This window comes from Novosphingobium aerophilum (assembly GCF_014230305.1).
GTDB classification, from domain to species: domain Bacteria; phylum Pseudomonadota; class Alphaproteobacteria; order Sphingomonadales; family Sphingomonadaceae; genus Novosphingobium; species Novosphingobium aerophilum.
The window spans coordinates 20,979-40,335 of the sequence record NZ_JACLAU010000031.1 but is presented as its reverse complement, the minus strand read 5'-3'; the positions used below and the strand labels follow the sequence as shown (position 1 = coordinate 40,335).

Below are 19,357 nucleotides of genomic sequence, written 5' to 3'. Positions count from 1 at the left end.
AATCGTCGCCTGGCCAAGGATGTCGAGGCAACCCTCAAATCCGCAGCAGCATTCCTCTACGCCGCCGCTGCCATGCTCATGATCCGCCGACTGGCACGCTCAGCGTGAGTTTCGAAACCGACTCTAAAGGGGACAGCCGTAATGAAGAGTTTCGCCGCTGGTATTGCCGCCGCATTTTTGCTGATGCTCAGTAGTGGTGCAAATGCTGGTGAGCGGGTGATGTATCAGGAAATCACCGATAATAAGCCGGATGTAGGCGTAAGCACGACCGTGTATCTCGGCGATCGGATGCTGGAGCAGCGTCGCGGGCAGTACATGGACTGCATTGTCCCGAAGTTTGATCATACTGGGAAGGCCCTTGGCGGATGGACTCTTACGATCAAATCTGGAGAGCCTATCTGCAAAACAACACCTTCTGCCAAACGTTACACTCCCAATTACGTAAATGGGCAGAGCGCGGTTGCGCAGTACACATACGATGTGGTTCTGAAAGAAGAAAAGCCCGGAAGTTACAAAATATGCCTTTTCAATATGGTTAACGTGACATGCGCCAAGGATAAGGCCAAAAGTGACTTCGAGGCTGGGCCATGGTTTGTTTACAGCAAAAGCTCATTTCAACAAACGATTGAATATGCTGGTCGGAATGGCGATGTTTTAAAATTCATTTATTCCGAATTTACTGACGGTTTGGCTCGCGAAGCGTTCACCCGCGAGTTTCAGGTTGATTTATCGCAAGGCAATGTGGCTGCTTACAAAGGTGCTATCATCGAGATCGAGAGTGCTTCCAATGCCTCCATCACGTACAAGGTTGTTCGGAATTTCCAGCAGTGAGTCGCGCCTTCGCATCGCTCGCCCTCGTTGCATTGGCCGTAGCTGGGTGTTCGGGAACCCCCAGCGCGACCCTTCCCATGTCGGGTAAATGGCAATGGGTGAACACGAACGCTTCGTATGCCCATTCGTTGGATCAGGACAAAGTGACGTGCTCAGCAGAAGCTGATGCGATCCAATCACGCTTGAGCCAGTGCAATTCGGCCCCGCCTTCGGATTGCGAGAAGCTCGCGGACACCGTGGCCAAGGCCATGTGCCAGTATTCCAACTCGACCACCAAGAACATGTGCAGCGTTGGTCGCATGGCGATCCCCAAGCAGGAGATCATCGATGGCTGCATTGCTGCCCGTGGTTGGCGACAGGTTTGGGTAAGGGCTGGCGGCTGAGGGTTTATTCAAGAGGAGCAGCTTCATGGACATTCGACAGGTAATCGAAGCTGCTGATGATGGTCGCATTCGAGAGCACCTTATCGCATTTCTAACCGCTTTCACGCAGCCAGCATTCGGTGCGTTGCCCAAGCGGGAAGTGGAGCTAAAGGTTTTTGAACTGCTGAGAGGCATCGGAGCTGTCGATGAGAAGGCGTCCATCTATAGTCTGATGACCGACCTTCGGATTACCCGCGCCAAGGCAACGCAAATGCTTTTTGATTTGGAGGTGAGGTCGCATGGCGGCGATGCAGCCAAGCTAGATAACGCAATTTGCGAGGCTCTCAGGCACACGAAATTCGCCAAAGATGGCGACTATTTTGTGCTGGAGATTGAAAGCCCATTGGTGCTCGCCCACCTTCGTCAGCGGATACGGGAGGCTGGCCACGTATCAGATACGTCGTTCAACACCTCAATCGTTCGGGCGCCAGTTGGCGCGGTAGCCGACCTAATCTCAAAACTTGTTCCGAAGGATCAGCATGGTAATATCAAGCAGGCGCTGGTCGCTGCTGGTGCGAAGGATGACTCATTTAAAGGCGTATTGGTTGAAGCTTTTAAGAGTCTCGGTAGCAAGGCTCTAGGTGGGGCCGGCGATCGCGTCATTGAGTTTGCCGCGGACAAATTTCTCGACCCGATACTGTCCGTCGCATGTGATGCCATATCGGAGCAATGGAAATCGGTCTTCCATGAAGATAGATAGGTCTTTGCCGTAGGTTGCCTTGGCCGCTGCGAAACAGTCGTGTCACACGACCGTTCATCCGCAGCCCAACATTGAGCCACTCACGATAATACACCGCCGAAGCACCGTGTTTAGAACACCGTGTCCGGACCGTTGTTGCACCGTTCGGGCACAGTGCAGCGGCGCGAGAACTCGCTGATGATCCGCTTATGGGGAATTTGAGGCTGCGAGCGCCTTTGTCTAGGGCGTAAGCCCTTGAGGCAAAACGCGAAGTGGTGGCGCACCCGACAGGATTCGAACCTGTGACCTCTGCCTTCGGAGGGCAGCGCTCTATCCAGCTGAGCTACGGGTGCGTGAGGGGCGCGACTAGCAGAGGCTTCGCGGGCGCGCTAGCGGGAATTCGCCGCTTCGGGTTGGGGCTTAGCCAATTGGCAAGGGGTTGGCCCTAGGCTGCCGCGATGGCCACTGTTCCGCTTGATCCCTCGCTGCCCAGCTCCGCGCGCGCCGATGCGCTGGCAGCGCAATGGGCTGCGCTGCATGAGGCGGCGGGACTGGTCGCCGGGCTGGCCGGCCAGGCGGCCGCATCGGCCGCGCTCGCCGGCGAGCCCTGCCCCGATTCGCTGCTGCGCGCCCGGGGCTGGCGTCTTGCCCTCGCCGAGCAGGGCCTGGCCGATACGGCCGCGATCCTCGAGGGCGGGATCCGGGCGCTGCTGGTCGCGCGCTCCGGCGGGGCCGCGGTGCACGGGGCAGCCGACGCCTTGTGGCAGGAATTTGTGGCGGCCCGGCAGGCCATGGTCGATCTCGCCCGCCCGATCTGAGGCACCCCAACCGGCCGACGCGACCGCCGCCGGCTTGCAAAGTTCGCGCTATGTTCTAATGTGGCGGCATGACTTCGCAAGGCGTTCCTTTCCCTGCCCTGGCTGCCGCTGATCCGCTGCGCGCCGGCGCAGCGGGCGTCCCCGCCTCCGGGGACGCCGATCCGGGCACGGCGAAGGCGGTCGCGCGGGGAATCGCCCGGCTTTTTGCCCGCAACGATATCTGGTGCCTGCCCGAAATGCCGCTGCGGTCCGGGCGGCGCGCCGATCTGATGGGGGTCGATGCCAAGGGGCATGTGATCATCGTCGAGATCAAGGTCAGCCGGGCCGATCTGCTGGGCGACGGCAAATGGCCGGACTATCTCGACCATTGCGACCGGTTCTTCTGGGGCCTGCATCCCTCGCTCGACCGCGCCTGCCTGGAGACGCCCGCCTTCCGCCCGGACGCCTGCGGAGTGATCGTGGCCGATGGCTATGATGCGGAAATTCTCCGCCCCGCGCCGACCCTGCCGCTTGCCGCGGCACGGCGGCGGGCCGAGGTCGAGCGGCTGGCGCGGGCGGCGCTGCGGCGCCAGGTCGTGGCGGCCGATCCGCATTGCGCAACCTTCGGGGCCGGGCTCTAGGGTCCGGGGTGTCCGGTTGCCGCGCCGCGGGTTGCACCGCGCCGGTGGGGCAGGCAACATCGCGTCCCTTGCCCCGGCAAGATTTCGGCAAGACCTCGGCAGGATGAGGCCATGGACATCCGTGAAGACGACCTGACCGACGCCCAGAGCCTGGCCCTGCTGCGTCTCCATCTGGAAGGCATGCTCGCCACGACACCGGCCGAACACGCCTACGTGCTGGACGTATCCGGGCTGCGCCAGCCGGACGTGACCGTCTGGACCGTCTGGCGCGGCGATCAAGCCGCCGGGATCGGCGCGCTCAAGCAGTTCGATGCCGAGTGGGGCGAAATCAAGTCGATGCGCACCCATCCGGACCATCTGCGCCAGGGCGTGGCGGCCGCGCTGCTTGACCATATCATCGCCACGGCGCGCGCCCGGGGCCTGCGCCGGCTCAGCCTGGAAACGGGAACGGCGCCCAGCTTCGCGCCGGCGGTCGCGCTTTACCGGCGCCGCGGGTTCTGTGACGGACCGGTCTTCGCCGACTATGCGCCCAGCCCTTACAACCGCTTTCTGCACCTGGCGCTGGATCGCGCGCCGGATTGATCCCGGCGGCCCGATCCGATCAGTCCCGATCCGATCAGTGGGGCCGCCTTGCGGGGTGGTCGCAGGTGGCCGGGTCGCGGCCGGATCACCCGCGGCGGCGCAGCTCGACCAGCAGGGCGCGCTGTTCGGCCCCGGTCAGCATCGGCCAGTCGGCGATTTCGCCCAGGGTGCGCCGACAGCCCAGGCACCAGCCCGTCCGGGGGTCGATCCGGCAGACCCGGGTGCAGGGGGATGGCGGTTGCGACATGGCCGATCTGCACCACGCAGCGCCCGGAAAGGCAAGCCCGATCCCGTCGCGGAGCGGACCGGGGCGGGGGCTTTGCGCAATTTCCTTGCTTTTTCGCGCAATCGCTCATAGAGCCCCGATGGTGGCCGGCGCAGACAACGCGCAATCGACCGCCAGCGTGAGATCCGCCCGCCCGATGGCCCAGTGCCCCAAGGCCGAGCGTGATCCGCGGCGATGCACGGCCATGTTCACCAAGCTTCCCTTTCACGCATGGGTCGCCAGACGCGAACCCTGCCGCGCGCGCCATTCAGGCCTGCGCCAACGAAAGCATACTGATTTCATGTCCTATTTCACCGAACTCGGCCTGGCCGAACCGATCCTGCGCGCGCTCGGCGCCAAGGGCTATGCCGATCCCACGCCGATCCAGCGGCAGGCCATCCCGGCCCTGCTCGAAGGGCGCGACCTGCTGGGCATCGCCCAGACCGGCACCGGCAAGACCGCGGCCTTCTCGTTGCCCTCGCTGCACCGCCTCGCCGGTGATCCCAAGCCGACCAAGCCGGCCGCCTGCCGCATGCTGGTCCTGTCGCCCACCCGCGAACTGGCCGCGCAGATCGCCGAGAACATCCGTGGTTACGCCAAGTACCTGCGCCTGGGCGTGCAGTGCGTGTTCGGCGGGGTTCCGGTGGGCAAGCAGGCCCGCGCGCTGGTCCAGGGCACCGACATCCTGGTCGCGACCCCGGGCCGCCTGCTCGACCTGATCGACCAGCGCGCCCTGACCCTGCGCCACGTCGAGATCTTCGTGCTCGATGAAGCCGACCAGATGATGGACCTGGGCTTCATCCAGCCGCTGACCCGGGTCGCCGCGCTGCTGCCCAAGGATCGCCAGAGCCTGTTCTTCTCGGCCACCATGCCGCAGTCGATCGCCGAACTGGGCAAGCGCTTCATCAACAACCCGGTGCGGGTCGAGGTGGCGCCGCAATCGACCACGGCCGAGCGGGTCGAACAGTATGCCACCTTCCTGAACCAGGCCGAAAAGCAGGCGCTGCTGACGCTGACGCTGCGCAAGGGTCTGGCCGACGGCTCGATCGATCGCGCGCTGGTCTTCACCCGCACCAAGCACGGGGCCGACCGCGTGGTGCGCCATCTGGCCGGCGCCGGCGTGAATGCCGCGGCGATCCATGGCAACAAGTCGCAGGCCCAGCGCACCCGCGCGCTCGAGGGCTTCCGCCAGGGCTCGACCCCGATCCTGGTCGCCACCGACATCGCCGCCCGCGGGATCGACGTCACCGGCGTCAGCCATGTGTTCAACTTCGAGATCCCCAACGTGCCCGAGCAGTACGTCCACCGCATCGGCCGCACCGCACGGGCCGGCGCCGACGGGATCGCGCTGAGCTTTGTCGCTCCCGACGAGCGGCCCTACCTGCGCGACATCGAGAAGCTGACCGGGGTCAAGCTGACTCCGCAACCGCTTCCCGAGGATTTCCTCAAGCAGGCCGCCGGCTTGCCCGCGCCGAAGCGCGTCGAGGCCGCCGAGGAGCGTCCGGCCCATGCCGGGCGGGGCGGCGAACGGCGTGGACCCCCGCGCCGGGACGGCGGACGGTCCCATGGCCAGCCCCATGGTCAACGTCGTGACGAGGCGCGTCCGGCCGGACGCGGCGATGGGCGGTTCGAGGGTCGGGCCGAGGCCCGTCCGGATGGCCGCGGCGAGAGCCGTCCGGCCCGCGCCGAGGGGGAAGCCCAGCCCAAGCGCCGGTTCCGCCCCCGCGGGCCCAAGGGCCTTGGTCAACATGCCGGCAAGGTTCGTCGGGTAAACTGAACGCGGTGGACCGATTCGGTCCGGGATAGTCATTGGCGGCACTTTCAGGCATGCAGCAGGCGATGGACGGGATCATGATCCTCCCCACGGTGATCGCCGCCGGCGGCGCCGCGTTGGCGATGACCGCCATCGTCGCCCTGCGCTACCTGCTGGCCAGCGGCGGGTTCGCCCTGGCCACCGCGCGCGTGCGGCCCGGGCTTTACGCCGGGCTCGGCCGGCAGATCCGCGCCGAGATCGGCTGGTCGCTGCTCTCGGCCGCGATCTACGGCCTTCCTGCCGGTGTAGTGGCCTGGGGCTGGCAGCAGTTCGGCTGGACCCTGATCTATCGCGACTGGCAGGCCTATCCGTTGTGGTACCTGCCCCTGTCGGTGCTGGTGTACCTGTTTGCGCATGACACCTGGTTCTACTGGACGCACCGGCTGATGCACCGGCCGCGCTGGTTCCGGCTGGCTCACGCCGTGCATCACGCCAGCCGCCCACCCACGGCCTGGGCCGCCATGAGCTTCCATCCGATCGAGGCGCTGAGCGGCGCGGTGGTGATTCCCGCGCTGGTCTTCCTGGTGCCCATCCATGTCGCCATGCTTGGCCTGGTGCTGACCGTGATGACGGTGATGGGGGTCACCAACCACATGGGCTGGGAGCTGTTTCCGCGCGCCCTCGTTCATTCCCGGCTGGGCGGGTGGCTTATCACCGCCAGTCATCACCACCGTCACCACGAGCTCTACTCATGCAACTACGGCCTCTATTTTCGCGTCTGGGACCGACTGTGCGGAACGGATCGGGGCCTGTCGCAGCCCTGAGCCTCGCCGTGGCGGGAATCATGCTCGGCGGGGTCGCCCCGGCCGGGCAGGATGTGAGCGTCATGGTCGACGGGCTGCGCAACGATCGCGGCCTGGTCCGCGCCTGCCTGACCACCAACGCGACGATGTTTCCCAACTGCAAGGACGATCCGCAGGCCCACAAGCTCGAGGTTCGTGCCGCCACCGGGCAGGTCCTGCTCGACTTCGGCCGCGTTCCTCCGGGGACCTATGCCTTCGCGCTGATCCATGACGAGAATTCCAACGGCCGGATCGACACCGCCCTGCTGGTCCCCCGCGAGGGCTTCGGCTTTTCGCGGGATGCCAAGGTGCGCTTCGGCCCGCCGCGCTTTTCGGCGGCGGCCTTTCCGGTCGGCGCGGAACCGGTCCGCCAGACCGTGCGGGTGCGCTACATGTTCTGATCGGCCGTGGCGGCAACGCCGCAGCTTGACCTGAGCGCCCGGGCCGACCAACGGAAGACATGGCCGATCCCCGCGACAATCCCGCCGTGGACCCAGCCGGGGCCGGCCCAAGCCCACCAAACCCGCCGGGTGCCACCTTCGCGCCGTTCCGCTATCCGGCCTTCCGGGCGATCTGGTCGGCCAATCTCTTTTCGCAGCTCGGGTCCTCCATCCAGTCGATCGCCGCGGCCTGGCTCATGACCGACCTGACCCGGTCGCACAGCCTGGTGGCGGCGGTCCAGGCCTCGGCCACGGCGCCGATCCTGCTGATCGGGGTCTTTGCCGGAGCGATCGCCGACAACTTCGACCGGCGCCGGGTGATGCTGGCGGCGCAGGTGGCCATGCTGCTCTGTTCGGCGGCCCTCGCCACGATCACCGCCCTCGGGCTGATCGGTCCCTACGGCCTGCTCGCCTTCACCCTGGCGGTCGGCACCGGCACCGCGCTCAACGCCCCGGCCTGGCAGGCCTCGGTCCGGGCCCAGGTCGGCGTGCGCGACCTGCCCCAGGCCATCTCGCTCAACACCATTGCGCTCAACCTGGCACGCAGCCTGGGTCCGGCCCTGGGCGGAGGGCTCGTCGCCGCGCTGGGCGTGGCCGCGGCATTCGGGATCAATGCCGTCAGCTTCCTCGCCATGATCGTCGTGCTGTGGCGTTGGCGCCCCGACGTCCCGGCTCCGGTGCGGCGGCCGATGCTGACTTCGATCCGCGCCGGGCTGGCGTTCTGCGCCGGATCCGATCCGGTCCGGCGGATCCTGCTGCGCGGGCTTTGCGTGGGCATCGGCGCGGCGGCGCTGCAATCGCTCCTTCCCGTGGTGATCCGCGACCGGCTGGGCGCCGGGGAGCTGGCCTTCGGCCTGCTGCTGGCGAGCTTCGGGCTGGGTTCGATCGCGGGCGCGCTGGTGGTGGCGCGGCTCAACCGGCGGTTCGGGGCCGAGGTGATGGTCCGGACCGGCGCCATCGCCTATGCCGCGGCGATCCTCGGTCTGGCCCTGATCGATCGGGCGGTCTGGCTGTTTCCGTTCATCGCCCTGGGCGGAATGGCCTTCACCTTCTGCTTCACCACGATCAACGTCGCGATGCAGTTGCGGGCGCCCGAGGCGATCCTGGGCCGGTGCATGGCGATCTACCAGTCTGTCAGCTTCGGCGGCATGGCGATCGGTGCCTGGCTTTGCGGCCTGCTGTCGGATCGGGTCGGGATCACGGTCGCGCTGGGCCTGGCCGCCACCTTCCTGCTGTTCATCACCATGGTGCTCGGGCTGCTGGCGCCGCTGCCCCGCCCGGGCGAAGGCGTGGTGCTGAAGCGTTGACCCCGGTCTGGTGAAGTTGCGCGGGTTTTCGCGCAACTTAACCTTTTTTCCACCATGCTTGGGCAATCTCCGCCTGGAACACAGCAGGGGATTGTTTCGGATGGAGACGTTGCGCGGTCCGTGGGGCGGGATGTCCGATGCGGACTACCCGGAAACCGACCTTTACGATCCGGCCGAAGACGAGATCGGGCACGATACCCTGCCCCCGGTCATCGGGCAGGATGATCGCCGCATGCAGGTGCGGGCCTACAACCACTGGGCCAGCCTGCTCGGCGACCGCCACTTTCCGCTGATCGCGGATCTCGAGACGGGCAACATGCCCGATTTCGATCCCCATTCGGTGCTGATCGACGTCTCCGGCGGGATCGAGGACCCGGTGATCCGCTATCTCGGCAGCGCGCTGGCCGACGAATCGGGCTGCGATCCGCAGGCCATCGGCCGCCTGTCCGAGGTGCCGGGCCGGTCGCTGGCCTCGCGCATCACCGACCATTACCTGCAGATCATCGCCAACGAGGCGCCGATCGGGTTCGAGGCCGAATTCGTCAACCAGCGCGGGCGGACCATCCTGTACCGGGGCATTCTGCTGCCGTTCTCGGCCAGCCTGGCGGAAGATCGCGTCGAGCTGATCTATGGCGTAATCAACTGGAAGGAACTGGCCGACCAGCAGACCACCGAAGAGCTGATGCTCGCCATCGACCAGGCGCTGCGGACCGATCCGCGCACCGGGCCGCTGGCGGAACGCGGCGTGGGCGGGGCTGCGACCATGGCCTGGGCCGACGGCCCGGCCGAATCGCTGGCCAGTGTGGACGAACCGCTGGAGCTGACGGTGCTGGCCGACCCCGGCCTCGACGGGGAAGGTCTGGACGGGGAAGGCCTTGATGGGGCTGGCCTGTACGACGGAGGCAGCGTCGGCGATGATCCGGTCGGCCTCGCCGATCTGCTTGCCTTGGCCCGCGACCTGGCCCGCGCGGCGCAGGGTTCGGAAGACCGCAGCCGCCATGCGCTCTATGCCGCGATCGGCCGGGCGCACGATTTTGCCCTGGCCGCCCAGGGCAGTCCGGACGAGTTCGCCGAGCTGGTCGCCGACGCCGGCCTGACCATGCAGGCCCGCGCACCGCTGCTTCCGGTGGTGAAGCTGGTGTTCGGCCCCACATACGACAAGACGCGCCTGACCGAATACGCCTCGGTGATCGCCTGGGCCCAGCGCACTGGCGTCGCCGTGGGGCAGCTCACCGCGACGCTGGCCGCGGCACCGGGCGGGCTCAAGGGCGTGCTCAAGGCCGAGCGCGAGTTCCGTCGCAGCCAGAGCGGCAAGCCCAGCCGGGCCGAATCCCCGCGCGAGACCCTGGCGCGCAAGCTTCGCGTCGTGCCGACCCGGCCGCTGGCGGCCTTGCCGTTCGAGGGTGAGGAATTCTCGCTGGTCCTGGTCCGTCGCACCGAGACCGGGGTGGTGCTGTTGGGCGAAGTGCCCGACGACACCGCCCTGATCGAACGCGCCGCGCGCCAACTGTTCGGCTGAGTCCGATCGGTCCTCCGGCGCGGGCGGGAGGTGGCGCCGGGCCACCAAGCCGGGTAGGGTACCGGCGATGCCACGCTTTCACCCCCGGTTCAGGCGCCTTCCCGCAGGTCCGGCGGCCATGACCAGCCTGGACGGCCCCCTTTCGCCAGCAATCCCGCCGACGTCGCCCGGTCCGGCGCGGCCCGGTCTGAAGCGCCGCCTGGCGCGCTGGGCCATGATCGGCCTGGCCCTGCTGCTGCCGCTCGAACAGGCCCATGCCCAATCGATCCTGCGCGATGCCGAGACCGAGGCCCTGCTGCGCGACATGTCCGCACCGCTGGTCAAGGCGGCTGGCCTCGATCCCCGCAACGTCGACGTCGTGCTGGTGGGCGACATGTCGATCAACGCCTTCGTGATGAACGGCCAGGTGGTCTATCTGAACGCCGGGCTGATCAACACGGCGGACACGGCGAACGAGGTCCAGGGCGTGATCGCGCACGAGCTGGGCCACATCACCGGCGGCCATGCCATCGCCGGCGAACAGAGCGCCAAGGAAGCCGGCAACATCTCGCTGCTGTCGCTGCTGATCGGCGCCGCCGCCGTCGCGGTGGGCGGGGGCGAGGCCGGGATGGCCGCGATGATGGCCGGGCAGAGCGCGGCCATGGGCAAGTACCTGGCCTTCAGCCGTGCGCAGGAATCGCAGGCCGACGCGGCCGGGGCCTCGTTCCTGGCCGGGGCGGGGATCAGCGGGCGCGGCTCGCTCGATTTCTTCCGGAAGCTGGAGCAGGAAGGCTATCGCCGCGGCTACAGCCAGGCCGATATGGACCCGTTCATGTCGACCCACCCGCTCGAGGGCGATCGCATCGCGACCCTGCAGGAGGTCTATCAGAAGGATCCCGCCTGGAACCGACCGAGCGACCCCGTGCTCGAAGCCCGGTTCCGCCGGGCCAAGGCCAAGCTGTTCGGCTATCTGTCGGACCCGCAGCAGACCCACAAGGCCTATCCCGCCACCGACCTGTCGATCCCGGCCCGTTACGCGCGCGCCTATGCCTGGCACAAGGAGGCCTACCTCGATCGCGCGATCAGCGAGGTCGACGCCCTGCTCAAGGAGGCCCCGAGCGACCCCTACTACCTGGAACTGAAGGGCCAGATCCTGACCGAGGCGGGCAGGCCCGGCGAGGCGCTGGCGCCACTGCGCCGCGCCACCGAGCTGACCGGCAACCAGCCGCTGATCGCCACCACCTTCGGCCATGCCCTGGTTGCCACCGAGGATCCGGTCCATCTGGCCGAGGCCGAGCGCGTGCTGCGCGCGGCGGTGTCGCGCGACCGCGAGAACCCCGATGCCTGGTATCAGCTCGGGCAGATCTACAACCAGACCGGCGACGTGGCGCGGGCGCGGCTGGCCAGCGCCGAAATGCAGGTCATGCGCGGGGCCTGGCCCCAGGCCCTGAGCAGTGCCGAGGCGGCGACCGACAGTCTCGTCCGGGGCTCGCCCGACTGGCTGCGCGCGCAGGACATCGCGCTGCAGGCCCGCGGCGAGATGGAGCGGATGCGCAAGCGGCGGTGAGCCTCCTGTTGCCGACCATGCCACTTGCTGTCCGGCAGGCCATCCCGCTGGCCATCCCGCTGGCGCCCCGCGCCCTTCTGCGATAACCCTCCGCCCATGACCGCCATCGCTCGCCGCCCGCTGCTTTCGCTCCTCCTTGTCGGGCTGGCCTGTGCCGTGCTCGGCGCGCTGGGCAGTTGGGCCTGGCAGACCCGTGTCCGGGCCGATCCCGCCAGTGGTCTTGCTGCGAGGGACCGCGCCGCGATCGAAGCCGTGGTCCACGATTACCTGATGGCCCATCCCGAGGTCCTGCCCAAGGCGATGGAGGCGCTCGAACGGCGCGGCACGGCGGACCGCCTGGGCGAAGTGCGGGCCGAGGTCGAGCGGGCCCATCCCGGCGTGGTGCTGGGCAACCCGGCGGGCAAGGTGACCCTGGTCGAGTTCACCGATTATGCCTGCGGGTACTGCCGGGGCAGCGTGGCCGATGTCGACGCGCTGATCGCTGCCAATCCCGATCTCAGGGTGGTGGTCCGCGAACTGCCGATCCTGACCCCCGAAAGCACCGATGCCGCGCGCATGGCGATCGCCGCCGGGGCCCAGGGGCGCTATGCCGCGTTCCACAAGGCGATGTTCGCCGCCGGCCGGCCCAATGCGGAAACCATCGCCGCCGCCGCCCGCGCCGCCGGGCTGGACATGGCCAAGGCGCGCGCGACGATCGCCGCGGCCGAAACCCAGGCCGAACTCGCCCGCAATCTCGAGCTTGCCCGCCGGCTCGGGCTGGACGGCACGCCGAGCTGGATCGTCGGCGACACGGCGCAAAGCGGCGCGATCGGGCGCGAGGCGCTGGGCCAGGCGATCGCCCAGGCCCGCGCCGGCCGGCAGGGATGAGGCGCATGCGCCGGTTCGCGCCTGTCGCCGGGATCGCGGCATTGACCAGGATCCCTGCATTGACCAGGATCCCTGCATTGAGTTGTGTCGCCACGGCCACTACGTTGGGCTGATGGCCGTCCTGCCGTTTCGCCCGACCCCGTTCTTCGCGAACAAGAACCAGGCCTTCTGGCGGCTTCAGGCCGTCGGCTGGGGCGGGGCCTTCCTGTTGCGCGCCATGTCCAGCGTCGCCAATGGTCAGCCGCCGGCCTTCCTGGTGCTGGTGCTGATCGCCACGATCACCGGCTTTTCGATCTCGCTGATCCTTTCGGTGATCTACCGCCAGCTCATCGCGCGGCGGGCGCTGATCACCTGGGGGGTGACCACGCTGGTCGTCCCGCTCGCGGTCACGCTTTATGCCTTCATCGACGCCTGGGTGATCGGGCTCTATCGCCCCGAGCGCGCCGCCAGCTTCGCCCAGTTGCTGATCGGGGTGTTCTACCTCGATCTGACCCTGCTGGGGGCCTGGTCGGCGCTCTATTACGCGATCAACTTCTACCTCCAGATCGAAGAGCAGAACGATCAGCTCATCCGGCTGGAGAACCAGGCCACCCAGGCGCAGCTCGCCATGCTGCGCTACCAGCTCAACCCGCATTTCCTGTTCAACACCCTGAACTCGATCTCCACCCTGGTCCTGCTCAAGCAGACCGAGCCCGCCAACGCGATGCTCACCCGGCTCTCGGCCTTCCTGCGCTACACCCTGATCAACGAGCCGACCGGGCGGGTCACCGTGGCGCAGGAGGTGGAGACGCTGCAGCTCTATCTCGACATCGAACGGATGCGCTTCGAGGAGCGCCTGCGCACCACCTTCCACATCGATGAGGCGACCCGTCCCGGGCTGCTGCCCTCGCTGCTGCTGCAACCGCTGGTCGAGAACGCCATCAAGTATGCCGTCAGCCCGCAGGAAAGCGGCGCCGAAATCACCATCGCGACGCAGCTCATCGGGACCATGCTTCGCATCACCGTCTCCGACACCGGCCCGGGATTGCAAAACGGTGCGTCCGACAACAGGCTGTCGGGCGTGACTTTCGACGGCGGCGAAACCGTGTCCACCGGGGTGGGCCTCGCGAACATCCGCGACCGGCTGGCCCAGGCCTATGGCGACAGCCACCGGTTCGAGATCAAGGATTCGCCCGAGGGCGGGTTCGCCGTGCTGATCGAGATTCCCTTCGAGCGCCGGGACGGTGCGGCGGCGCCGGTGGCGACGGCCCGCATTCCCGCCGCGACCGGCTGAAACCAAACGCAGTCCTGCCCGTATGAACCGCGAGCCGCAGCATCTCCGCTTCCTTCCGCTGCAGCGACCATAAGGCAACAAAGGCCCCGCTCATGACCATCCGCACGATCCTTGTCGATGACGAGAAACTCGCGATCCAGGGCCTCCAGTTGCGGCTGGCCAAGTTTCCCGACGTCGAGATCATCGACACCTGCTCCAACGGGCGCGAGGCGATCCGCAAGATCAAGACCGAGAAGCCCGATCTGGTCTTCCTCGACATCCAGATGCCGGGGTTCGACGGCTTTTCGGTGGTCAACGGGGTGATGGAGATCGAACCGCCGCTGTTCGTTTTCGTCACGGCCTATCAGGAACACGCGGTGCGCGCCTTCGAGGCCAATGCCGTCAATTACCTGATGAAGCCGGTCGACGAGGACAAGTTGGCCGACACGCTCGAACGGGTGCGCACCCGCCTCGCGGAAAAGCGCGGGGCGGAGGAGGCCGAGAAGCTGAAGAGCGTGCTCGCCGAGGTGGCCCCCGATGCGATCGACACGATGGAGGATGACAGCGGCGCTGAGGCCGCGCACGGCGCCGGGCGCTACGAGAAGCTCATCAACATCAAGGATCGCGGACAGATCTTCCGGGTCGACGTCGATTCGATCGAGCATATCGAGGCGGCGGGCGACTACATGTGCATCCGCACCGCCGACAATTCGCTGATCCTGCGCGAAACGATGAAGGACCTCGAACGCCGGCTCGATCCGCGGGTGTTCCAGCGGGTCCACCGCTCGACCATCGTCAACCTCAACCTGGTTCGCCAGGTCAAGCCGCACACCAACGGGGAATGCTTCCTGGTGCTGGAAAGCGGAGCCCAGGTGAAGGTCAGCCGATCCTACCGCGACGTGGTGGCCCGTTTCGTCCACTGAGGGTGTCCGGGTCCCGCCGGGGCGCGACCCGCGATCGCAGCCTTGCACTTCGCCCGCACCTCGGCGAAACGCACCGGCATGGACTTCGCGATCCCCGGCTTCGACCTCTCCGCCTTCGTCTCGGCCACGCTTGCCGAGGATCTCGGCGAGGGCTGGCCCGGTGGCGGGCATGACGTCACCAGCGAAAGCGTGATTCCCGCCGAGGCGCGCTTTTCCGGGGTGATGGACAGCCGCGACGCGATCGTCGTCTGCGGGCTCCCGATCGCTGCCGCCTTCTTCCGCCGCCTCGATCCCGCGGTGGAGATCACCATCCTCCATCCGGAGGGGGCCCGGGTGGCCGCGGGGACCGAGCTGATGCACCTGTCGGGACAGGCGCGCGCCCTGCTCACCGCCGAACGCTCGGCGCTCAACACGGTCCAGCACCTGTCGGGCATCGCGACCATGACCCGGACCTATGTCGAGGCGATGGAGGGGCAGGCGGTGCTGCTCGATACGCGCAAGACGATTCCCGGCCTGCGCCATCTGGAAAAGTATGCCACGCGCACCGGCGGGGCCCGGAATCACCGGCTGGGCCTGTGGGATGCGGCGATGATCAAGGACAACCATGTCGCCGTGGCCGGCGGCGTGGCCGAGGCGGTGGCCCGGGCGCGCGCCGCCGGGGTGGCGAGCATCATCTGCGAGGTCGATCGGCTCGACCAGATCGAACCCGCGCTGCAGGCCGGAGCCACCCACCTGCTGCTCGACAACATGACGCCGGACCAGCTCCGCCAGGCGGTCGCCATGGTCGCCGGGCGGGTGCCGTGCGAGGCCTCGGGCGGGGTGCGGCTGGACACCATTGCCGCGATCGCCGCGAGCGGGGTGACCTATGTCTCGGTCGGGCGCCTGACCCAGAGCGCGCCGGCGGCCGACATCGGCCTGGATTTCGCCCTGGCATGACGCGCCGCAGGGCCCTTGTCGGCGCCGGCCTGGCGCTGGCCGTCGCTACCCCCGCGCTCGGGCAGGCCTACCAGTGCACGCCGCCGGCCCGGATCGCGCCGCTGCCCCCGGTCCGCCCCGATGGCCCGGTCCGCCGCGCCCCGATTGCCGGCTATACACTGGCGGTCAGCTGGTCGCCCGAGTTCTGCCGGGGTGATCGCGATCCCGCCTCGCTGCAGTGTTCCGGCCGGGCCGGGCGGTTCGGCTTCGTTCTGCACGGCCTGTGGCCCGAAGCCGCCAACGGTCCTCCGCCCCAATGGTGCGCGCTGCTGCCCCGGCCCCAGCCCGAGACGATCCGCAGCGGGCTCTGCGCCACCCCGGTGCCCGGTCTGATCGAGCACGAATGGGCCAAGCACGGCAGCTGCATGGCGCAGAGCCCGGAAGCCTATTGGGGCATCAGCCGCCAGCTCTGGGCGCGATTCCGCTGGCCCGATGCCGATGCCCTGTCGCGCCGCACCAGCCTGACCGTGGGCGATCTGCGCGATGCCATCCTCCTGGCCAATCCGGCGGCGAATCCGGTGATTCCACGGGCGGCGATCGGCGTCGTGCTGGGCCGCAACGGCTGGCTGCGCGAGCTGCGGATCTGCCACAACCGGGCCTATCGCCCCGAACCCTGCGACCGCCGCCGCTTCGGCCCGCCCGACGGCGCCCCGCTGAAGATCTGGCGCGGCCTTTAGAGCCTGTCCTGTTGAGGTGGATAGGCCGTGACGGAGCCGATTTTGGTTCAGCGCGAGGAGAGAGGAGGGAGCTATGCTGCTGCATAGTGACCGACGATGGACGCTGCGCTGGACCAAAATCGGCCCGCCCCGGGGGGGTTGGACGGAGCGGGCCGGTGGCAGCGTTGCGGCGCTTGCAGGGGCAACCAGCCCCTGCGGCGCGCCGCGCCTCCCCACCGACCCGCTCCGCCCAATCCCGGCCTATCCACCTCAACAGGACAGGCTCTAGCGGCGCGCGCGGAAGAAGTCGCGCAGCAGCCCCGCTGCCTCGGCCTCGCCCATTCCCGCATAGACTTCCGGCCGGTGCAGGCATTGCGCCTGCTCGAACACCCGGGCCCCGTGTTCGACCCCGCCGCCCTTGGGATCGGGCGCGGCGTAATAGACCCGGGCGATCCGGGCATGGGCGATGGCGCCGGCACACATCGCGCAGGGCTCCAGCGTGACCCACAGCTCGCACCCGTCGAGTCGTTCCTGCTGCAGCGTCTCGGCCGCGTGGCGGATCGCCAGCAGTTCGGCGTGCGCGGTGGGATCGGGCAACTGGCGGGTGCGGTTGTGGGCAGCGGCGATCACGTCGCCATTCTTGACGATGACCGCCCCGATCGGCACCTCTCCCTCGTTCGCTGCCCGTGCGGCTTCGGCCAGCGCCAGGCGCATCGGTTCGGGCAGGGGCCAGCGGGTCATGGCTCTGCCCTAGCCCGCGAAATTCCCGGGGACAACTTGACCGTGCGGGGGGGAATCGGTAAGGCCGCCACTCCCCCGGCAACGGGCACCAGATTCTTTAGCGAGTTGAGCCATGTCCCGTATTTGCGAACTGACCGGCAAGGGTCGCCAGGTCGGCCACAACGTCAGCCACGCCAACAACAAGACCAAGCGCGTGTTCCTGCCCAATCTGCAGAACGTCACGCTGCTGTCGGAAGGGCTGGACCGCAGCTTCAAGTTCCGCGTCTCGACCCATGGGCTCCGCTCAGTCGAACACAACGGCGGTCTGGACAACTGGCTGCTGAAGACGGCCGACGCCAAGCTCAGCCCGCGCGCGCTCAAGGTCAAGCGCGAGCTGGCGAAGAAGGCGGCCGTCGCCGCCTGATCCCGGGCCTGCCCGCCCGGGCAGGATCCATGCAAGGAAGGCGTCCGTTTCGGGCGCCTTTTTTGCTGCCTGCGGCACGGCGCACCCACGCCGAGGCCCGTCAGATCGGAAGCGCGTCGAAGGCGGCGGTGAGGCGGGGTGATGCGCTCTGGAACGGCACCGTGCCGTGCCAGGCATAGCTCGGGAAGATCGCCAGTCGCCCGGCCTGCGGGATCACCACCCGGCGCGGCGCCAGATCGAGCCCCAGGTTGGCATCGGGCGTGCCGAAGGTCAGGGCTCCGGCTTCGCCTCCCGATCCGACCTCGGGCGGCAGCGCCACATAGAACGCCGAGCTCAGCCAGCCTTGCGGATGGATATGGCTGACGTGGAAACCCTGGCCCTGCAGCCGCACCGACCAGCTCCCGACCAGCCGCACCCGGCCGGTCAGACGTCCCAGGAACGGATGCCCTGCATCGGGGGACAGCCCGGCCAGGGCCTCTTCCACCGTCTGGCGCAGCGCCTCGCGGAACGCGATCAGCACCGGATCGGTCGTGGCGAACAGCTCGCCGCGGGTCTGCGTTCCGCCGCGCAGGGTTTGCTCGGGCGGGGCCTTCAGCGTGACGTGGCGCTGCTCGAGCACGGCGCGGAGATCGGCGAGGAAGGCCGCGCGGGAACCCCAGCCGAATGGCACCACCAGGTCGGCGGTCCGCACCAGCTGGTCATAGTCGATCAGCCAGGTCTCGCGCGGGTCACCCTTCAGGCGCCAGATCACGCTCAACAGGCTCCACGCCGTCTGTTCGCGGGGGATCATGCGGCTGGCGGCAAGGGCGGCCGTTTCGGCCTCGTCCCATTCACCCTGGCGCAGGGCCAGCCAGGCGCGATGGTTGGCCAGCCCGGGCTCACCCGGAAACCGCGCCTGTTCGCTGCGGGCCTCGGCCAGGGCCTGATCGAAGCGTCCCTCCAGACGCAGCGCGGTCAGGCGGGCCAGACGCCATTCGGGGGCCAGCCCGAAGCGCGCCTCGGCCTCCGTGGCCCAGGCCAGCAACGTGCCCGCGTCGCCGCTTCCGCGGGCCGCGCTGAGCGCCGCCTGCCACAGGCTGGCCGGGGCGTCTGCGCTCAGCGCAGCCCGGAACCCGTCGAGCGTCGCCTCGGGCTGGCCCAGTTGCGGGAGCAGAAAGGCCAGCGACGTCAGGGCCTCGGCATGGTGGGGCCAGCGCGCCGCGACCGACCGGTAAGCGGCGACCGCCTCGTCCATGCGCCCGGCGTCGGCCAGCAGGTCGGCACGGACCGTGGCGAGGTGGGCGTCCTCCGCCGTGCCAAGCGCGGCCAGAGCCGCGTCGACATCCCCCTGCTGGCCCAGCGCGGTGGCCAGCCGCGCCAGGGCCCCGACATCGCCGGGGGACTGGTTCACGGCCCGAGTCAGGGCCGCGCGCGCCCCCGGACCATCGCCCTGCGCCTGCGCCAGGGCCCCCGCCGCGGCCAGCACGCGCGGGCTGTCCGGCGCCAGGGACCTGGCCCGATCGAGCGCCGCTGCCGCCTTATCAAGCTCGCCGCGTTCATGGCGCAGCAGGGCCAGGTTCAGCCAGGCCTCGCCGTGATCGGGTGCCACGGTGACCGCCTGCTCCAGCGCCGCGACCGCCTCGCCGCTCCGCCCCTGGCGCGACAGGAACAGGGCGTAGCTGTTCCGGTAGCCGGCATGGCCGGGCCGACGGTCGATCGCGGCGCGGAACAGCGGCTCGGCATCGGCAACACGCCCCAGGCCCTCACTGGCCAGAGCCGCGAGGTAGAGGGCGTCGGGATGCTGCTGTGCCGGTTGCGAGAGCTGCGCGAGCGTCCCTCCTGCCTGGGCCGCTTGTCCGGCGCGCAGGAAGGTCAGGGCCTGCTGCAGCAGGATCCGGTCGCGGTCGTTCAGCATGGTTCACCGGCATCGCCGACCG

The 19,357-nt window shown here is 68.3% G+C and carries 21 protein-coding genes, 1 tRNA gene and 1 pseudogene; 19 read left to right on the top strand and 4 right to left on the bottom strand.

Going from position 1 to position 19,357, the window contains the following annotated elements:
* From H7F49_RS15015 to H7F49_RS15000, 4 genes and pseudogenes are all read left to right on the top strand, one after another.
* Positions 1-108, top strand: a pseudogene (locus H7F49_RS15015) (IS5/IS1182 family transposase); the annotation flags it as partial.
* 33 nt (positions 109-141) lie between these two features.
* Positions 142-831 (top strand): hypothetical protein, encoded by a 690-nt coding sequence (locus H7F49_RS15010; protein WP_185684388.1) that lies wholly within the window; start codon positions 142-144, stop codon positions 829-831.
* A gap of 236 nt (positions 832-1,067) precedes the next feature.
* Positions 1,068-1,214 (top strand): hypothetical protein, encoded by a 147-nt coding sequence (locus H7F49_RS19350; RefSeq protein ID WP_214647847.1) that lies wholly within the window; start codon positions 1,068-1,070, stop codon positions 1,212-1,214.
* A 25-nt stretch (positions 1,215-1,239) separates the two neighbouring features.
* Positions 1,240-1,953, top strand: coding sequence for a hypothetical protein (locus tag H7F49_RS15000; RefSeq protein ID WP_185684386.1), 714 nt, complete (start codon positions 1,240-1,242; stop codon positions 1,951-1,953).
* Positions 1,954-2,208: 255 nt separating this feature from the next.
* On the opposite strand, the gene H7F49_RS14995 is transcribed toward H7F49_RS15000, so the two are convergent.
* Positions 2,209-2,285: transfer RNA gene (locus H7F49_RS14995), tRNA-Arg, on the bottom strand.
* 105 nt (positions 2,286-2,390) lie between these two features.
* On the opposite strand from H7F49_RS14995, the gene H7F49_RS14990 reads away from it, so the two are divergent.
* The 3 genes from H7F49_RS14990 to H7F49_RS14980 all read left to right on the top strand — a co-directional run bounded on the left by H7F49_RS14990 (position 2,391) and on the right by H7F49_RS14980 (position 3,952).
* Positions 2,391-2,750: a hypothetical protein gene (locus H7F49_RS14990; RefSeq protein WP_185684385.1), complete on the top strand. Its 360-nt coding sequence runs from the start codon at positions 2,391-2,393 to the stop codon at positions 2,748-2,750.
* A gap of 68 nt (positions 2,751-2,818) precedes the next feature.
* Entirely contained in the window at positions 2,819-3,370 is a 552-nt protein-coding gene (locus H7F49_RS14985; protein ID WP_185684384.1) for an MmcB family DNA repair protein, read from the top strand.
* Between the two features lie 111 nt (positions 3,371-3,481).
* A complete protein-coding gene (locus H7F49_RS14980; RefSeq protein WP_185684383.1) occupies positions 3,482-3,952 on the top strand; it encodes a GNAT family N-acetyltransferase in 471 nt (156 codons plus the stop codon).
* Between the two features lie 85 nt (positions 3,953-4,037).
* Here H7F49_RS14980 and H7F49_RS14975 read toward each other — a convergent pair whose 3' ends face one another.
* Positions 4,038-4,199, bottom strand: a complete 162-nt coding sequence (locus H7F49_RS14975; protein ID WP_185684382.1) for a DUF1289 domain-containing protein — start codon at positions 4,197-4,199, stop codon at positions 4,038-4,040.
* A 319-nt stretch (positions 4,200-4,518) separates the two neighbouring features.
* On the opposite strand from H7F49_RS14975, the gene H7F49_RS14970 reads away from it, so the two are divergent.
* From H7F49_RS14970 to H7F49_RS14920, 11 genes are all read left to right on the top strand, one after another.
* Entirely contained in the window at positions 4,519-5,994 is a 1,476-nt protein-coding gene (locus H7F49_RS14970) for a DEAD/DEAH box helicase (RefSeq protein ID WP_185684381.1), read from the top strand.
* 74 nt (positions 5,995-6,068) lie between these two features.
* Entirely contained in the window at positions 6,069-6,794 is a 726-nt protein-coding gene (locus H7F49_RS14965; RefSeq protein ID WP_407940317.1) for a sterol desaturase family protein, read from the top strand.
* Between the two features lie 8 nt (positions 6,795-6,802).
* Positions 6,803-7,213 (top strand): DUF2141 domain-containing protein, encoded by a 411-nt coding sequence (locus tag H7F49_RS14960; protein ID WP_328806780.1) that lies wholly within the window; start codon positions 6,803-6,805, stop codon positions 7,211-7,213.
* Positions 7,214-7,272: 59 nt separating this feature from the next.
* Entirely contained in the window at positions 7,273-8,559 is a 1,287-nt protein-coding gene (locus H7F49_RS14955; protein WP_185684380.1) for an MFS transporter, read from the top strand.
* A gap of 100 nt (positions 8,560-8,659) precedes the next feature.
* Positions 8,660-10,078, top strand: a complete 1,419-nt coding sequence (locus H7F49_RS14950) for a PAS domain-containing protein (RefSeq protein ID WP_185684379.1) — start codon at positions 8,660-8,662, stop codon at positions 10,076-10,078.
* Between the two features lie 214 nt (positions 10,079-10,292).
* On the top strand, positions 10,293-11,624 hold the full coding sequence (locus H7F49_RS14945) for a M48 family metalloprotease (RefSeq protein WP_185684392.1): 1,332 nt from the start codon (positions 10,293-10,295) through the stop codon (positions 11,622-11,624).
* A gap of 96 nt (positions 11,625-11,720) precedes the next feature.
* Positions 11,721-12,491 carry a DsbA family protein gene (locus H7F49_RS14940; protein WP_185684378.1) on the top strand — a complete coding sequence of 257 codons (771 nt, stop codon included), beginning with the start codon at positions 11,721-11,723 and terminating at the stop codon, positions 12,489-12,491.
* A 112-nt stretch (positions 12,492-12,603) separates the two neighbouring features.
* Complete coding sequence (locus tag H7F49_RS14935) at positions 12,604-13,764, top strand: sensor histidine kinase (RefSeq protein ID WP_185684377.1); 1,161 nt, start codon at positions 12,604-12,606, stop codon at positions 13,762-13,764.
* Positions 13,765-13,856: 92 nt separating this feature from the next.
* Positions 13,857-14,666 (top strand): LytR/AlgR family response regulator transcription factor, encoded by an 810-nt coding sequence (locus tag H7F49_RS14930; RefSeq protein WP_185684376.1) that lies wholly within the window; start codon positions 13,857-13,859, stop codon positions 14,664-14,666.
* 78 nt (positions 14,667-14,744) lie between these two features.
* Positions 14,745-15,602: a carboxylating nicotinate-nucleotide diphosphorylase gene (nadC, locus tag H7F49_RS14925; protein WP_185684375.1), complete on the top strand. Its 858-nt coding sequence runs from the start codon at positions 14,745-14,747 to the stop codon at positions 15,600-15,602.
* Positions 15,599-16,318, top strand: a complete 720-nt coding sequence (locus tag H7F49_RS14920; protein WP_185684374.1) for a ribonuclease T2 family protein — start codon at positions 15,599-15,601, stop codon at positions 16,316-16,318. Before nadC ends, H7F49_RS14920 begins: the two co-directional genes overlap by 4 nt.
* 264 nt (positions 16,319-16,582) lie before the next feature.
* On the opposite strand, the gene H7F49_RS14915 is transcribed toward H7F49_RS14920, so the two are convergent.
* Positions 16,583-17,038, bottom strand: a complete 456-nt coding sequence (locus tag H7F49_RS14915; RefSeq protein ID WP_185684373.1) for a nucleoside deaminase — start codon at positions 17,036-17,038, stop codon at positions 16,583-16,585.
* Between the two features lie 112 nt (positions 17,039-17,150).
* On the opposite strand from H7F49_RS14915, the gene rpmB reads away from it, so the two are divergent.
* A complete protein-coding gene (rpmB, locus tag H7F49_RS14910) occupies positions 17,151-17,441 on the top strand; it encodes a 50S ribosomal protein L28 (RefSeq protein WP_185679864.1) in 291 nt (96 codons plus the stop codon).
* A gap of 100 nt (positions 17,442-17,541) precedes the next feature.
* On the opposite strand, the gene H7F49_RS14905 is transcribed toward rpmB, so the two are convergent.
* Positions 17,542-19,335, bottom strand: coding sequence for a tetratricopeptide repeat protein (locus tag H7F49_RS14905; protein WP_185684372.1), 1,794 nt, complete (start codon positions 19,333-19,335; stop codon positions 17,542-17,544).
* Positions 19,336-19,357: the final 22 nt, after the last annotated feature.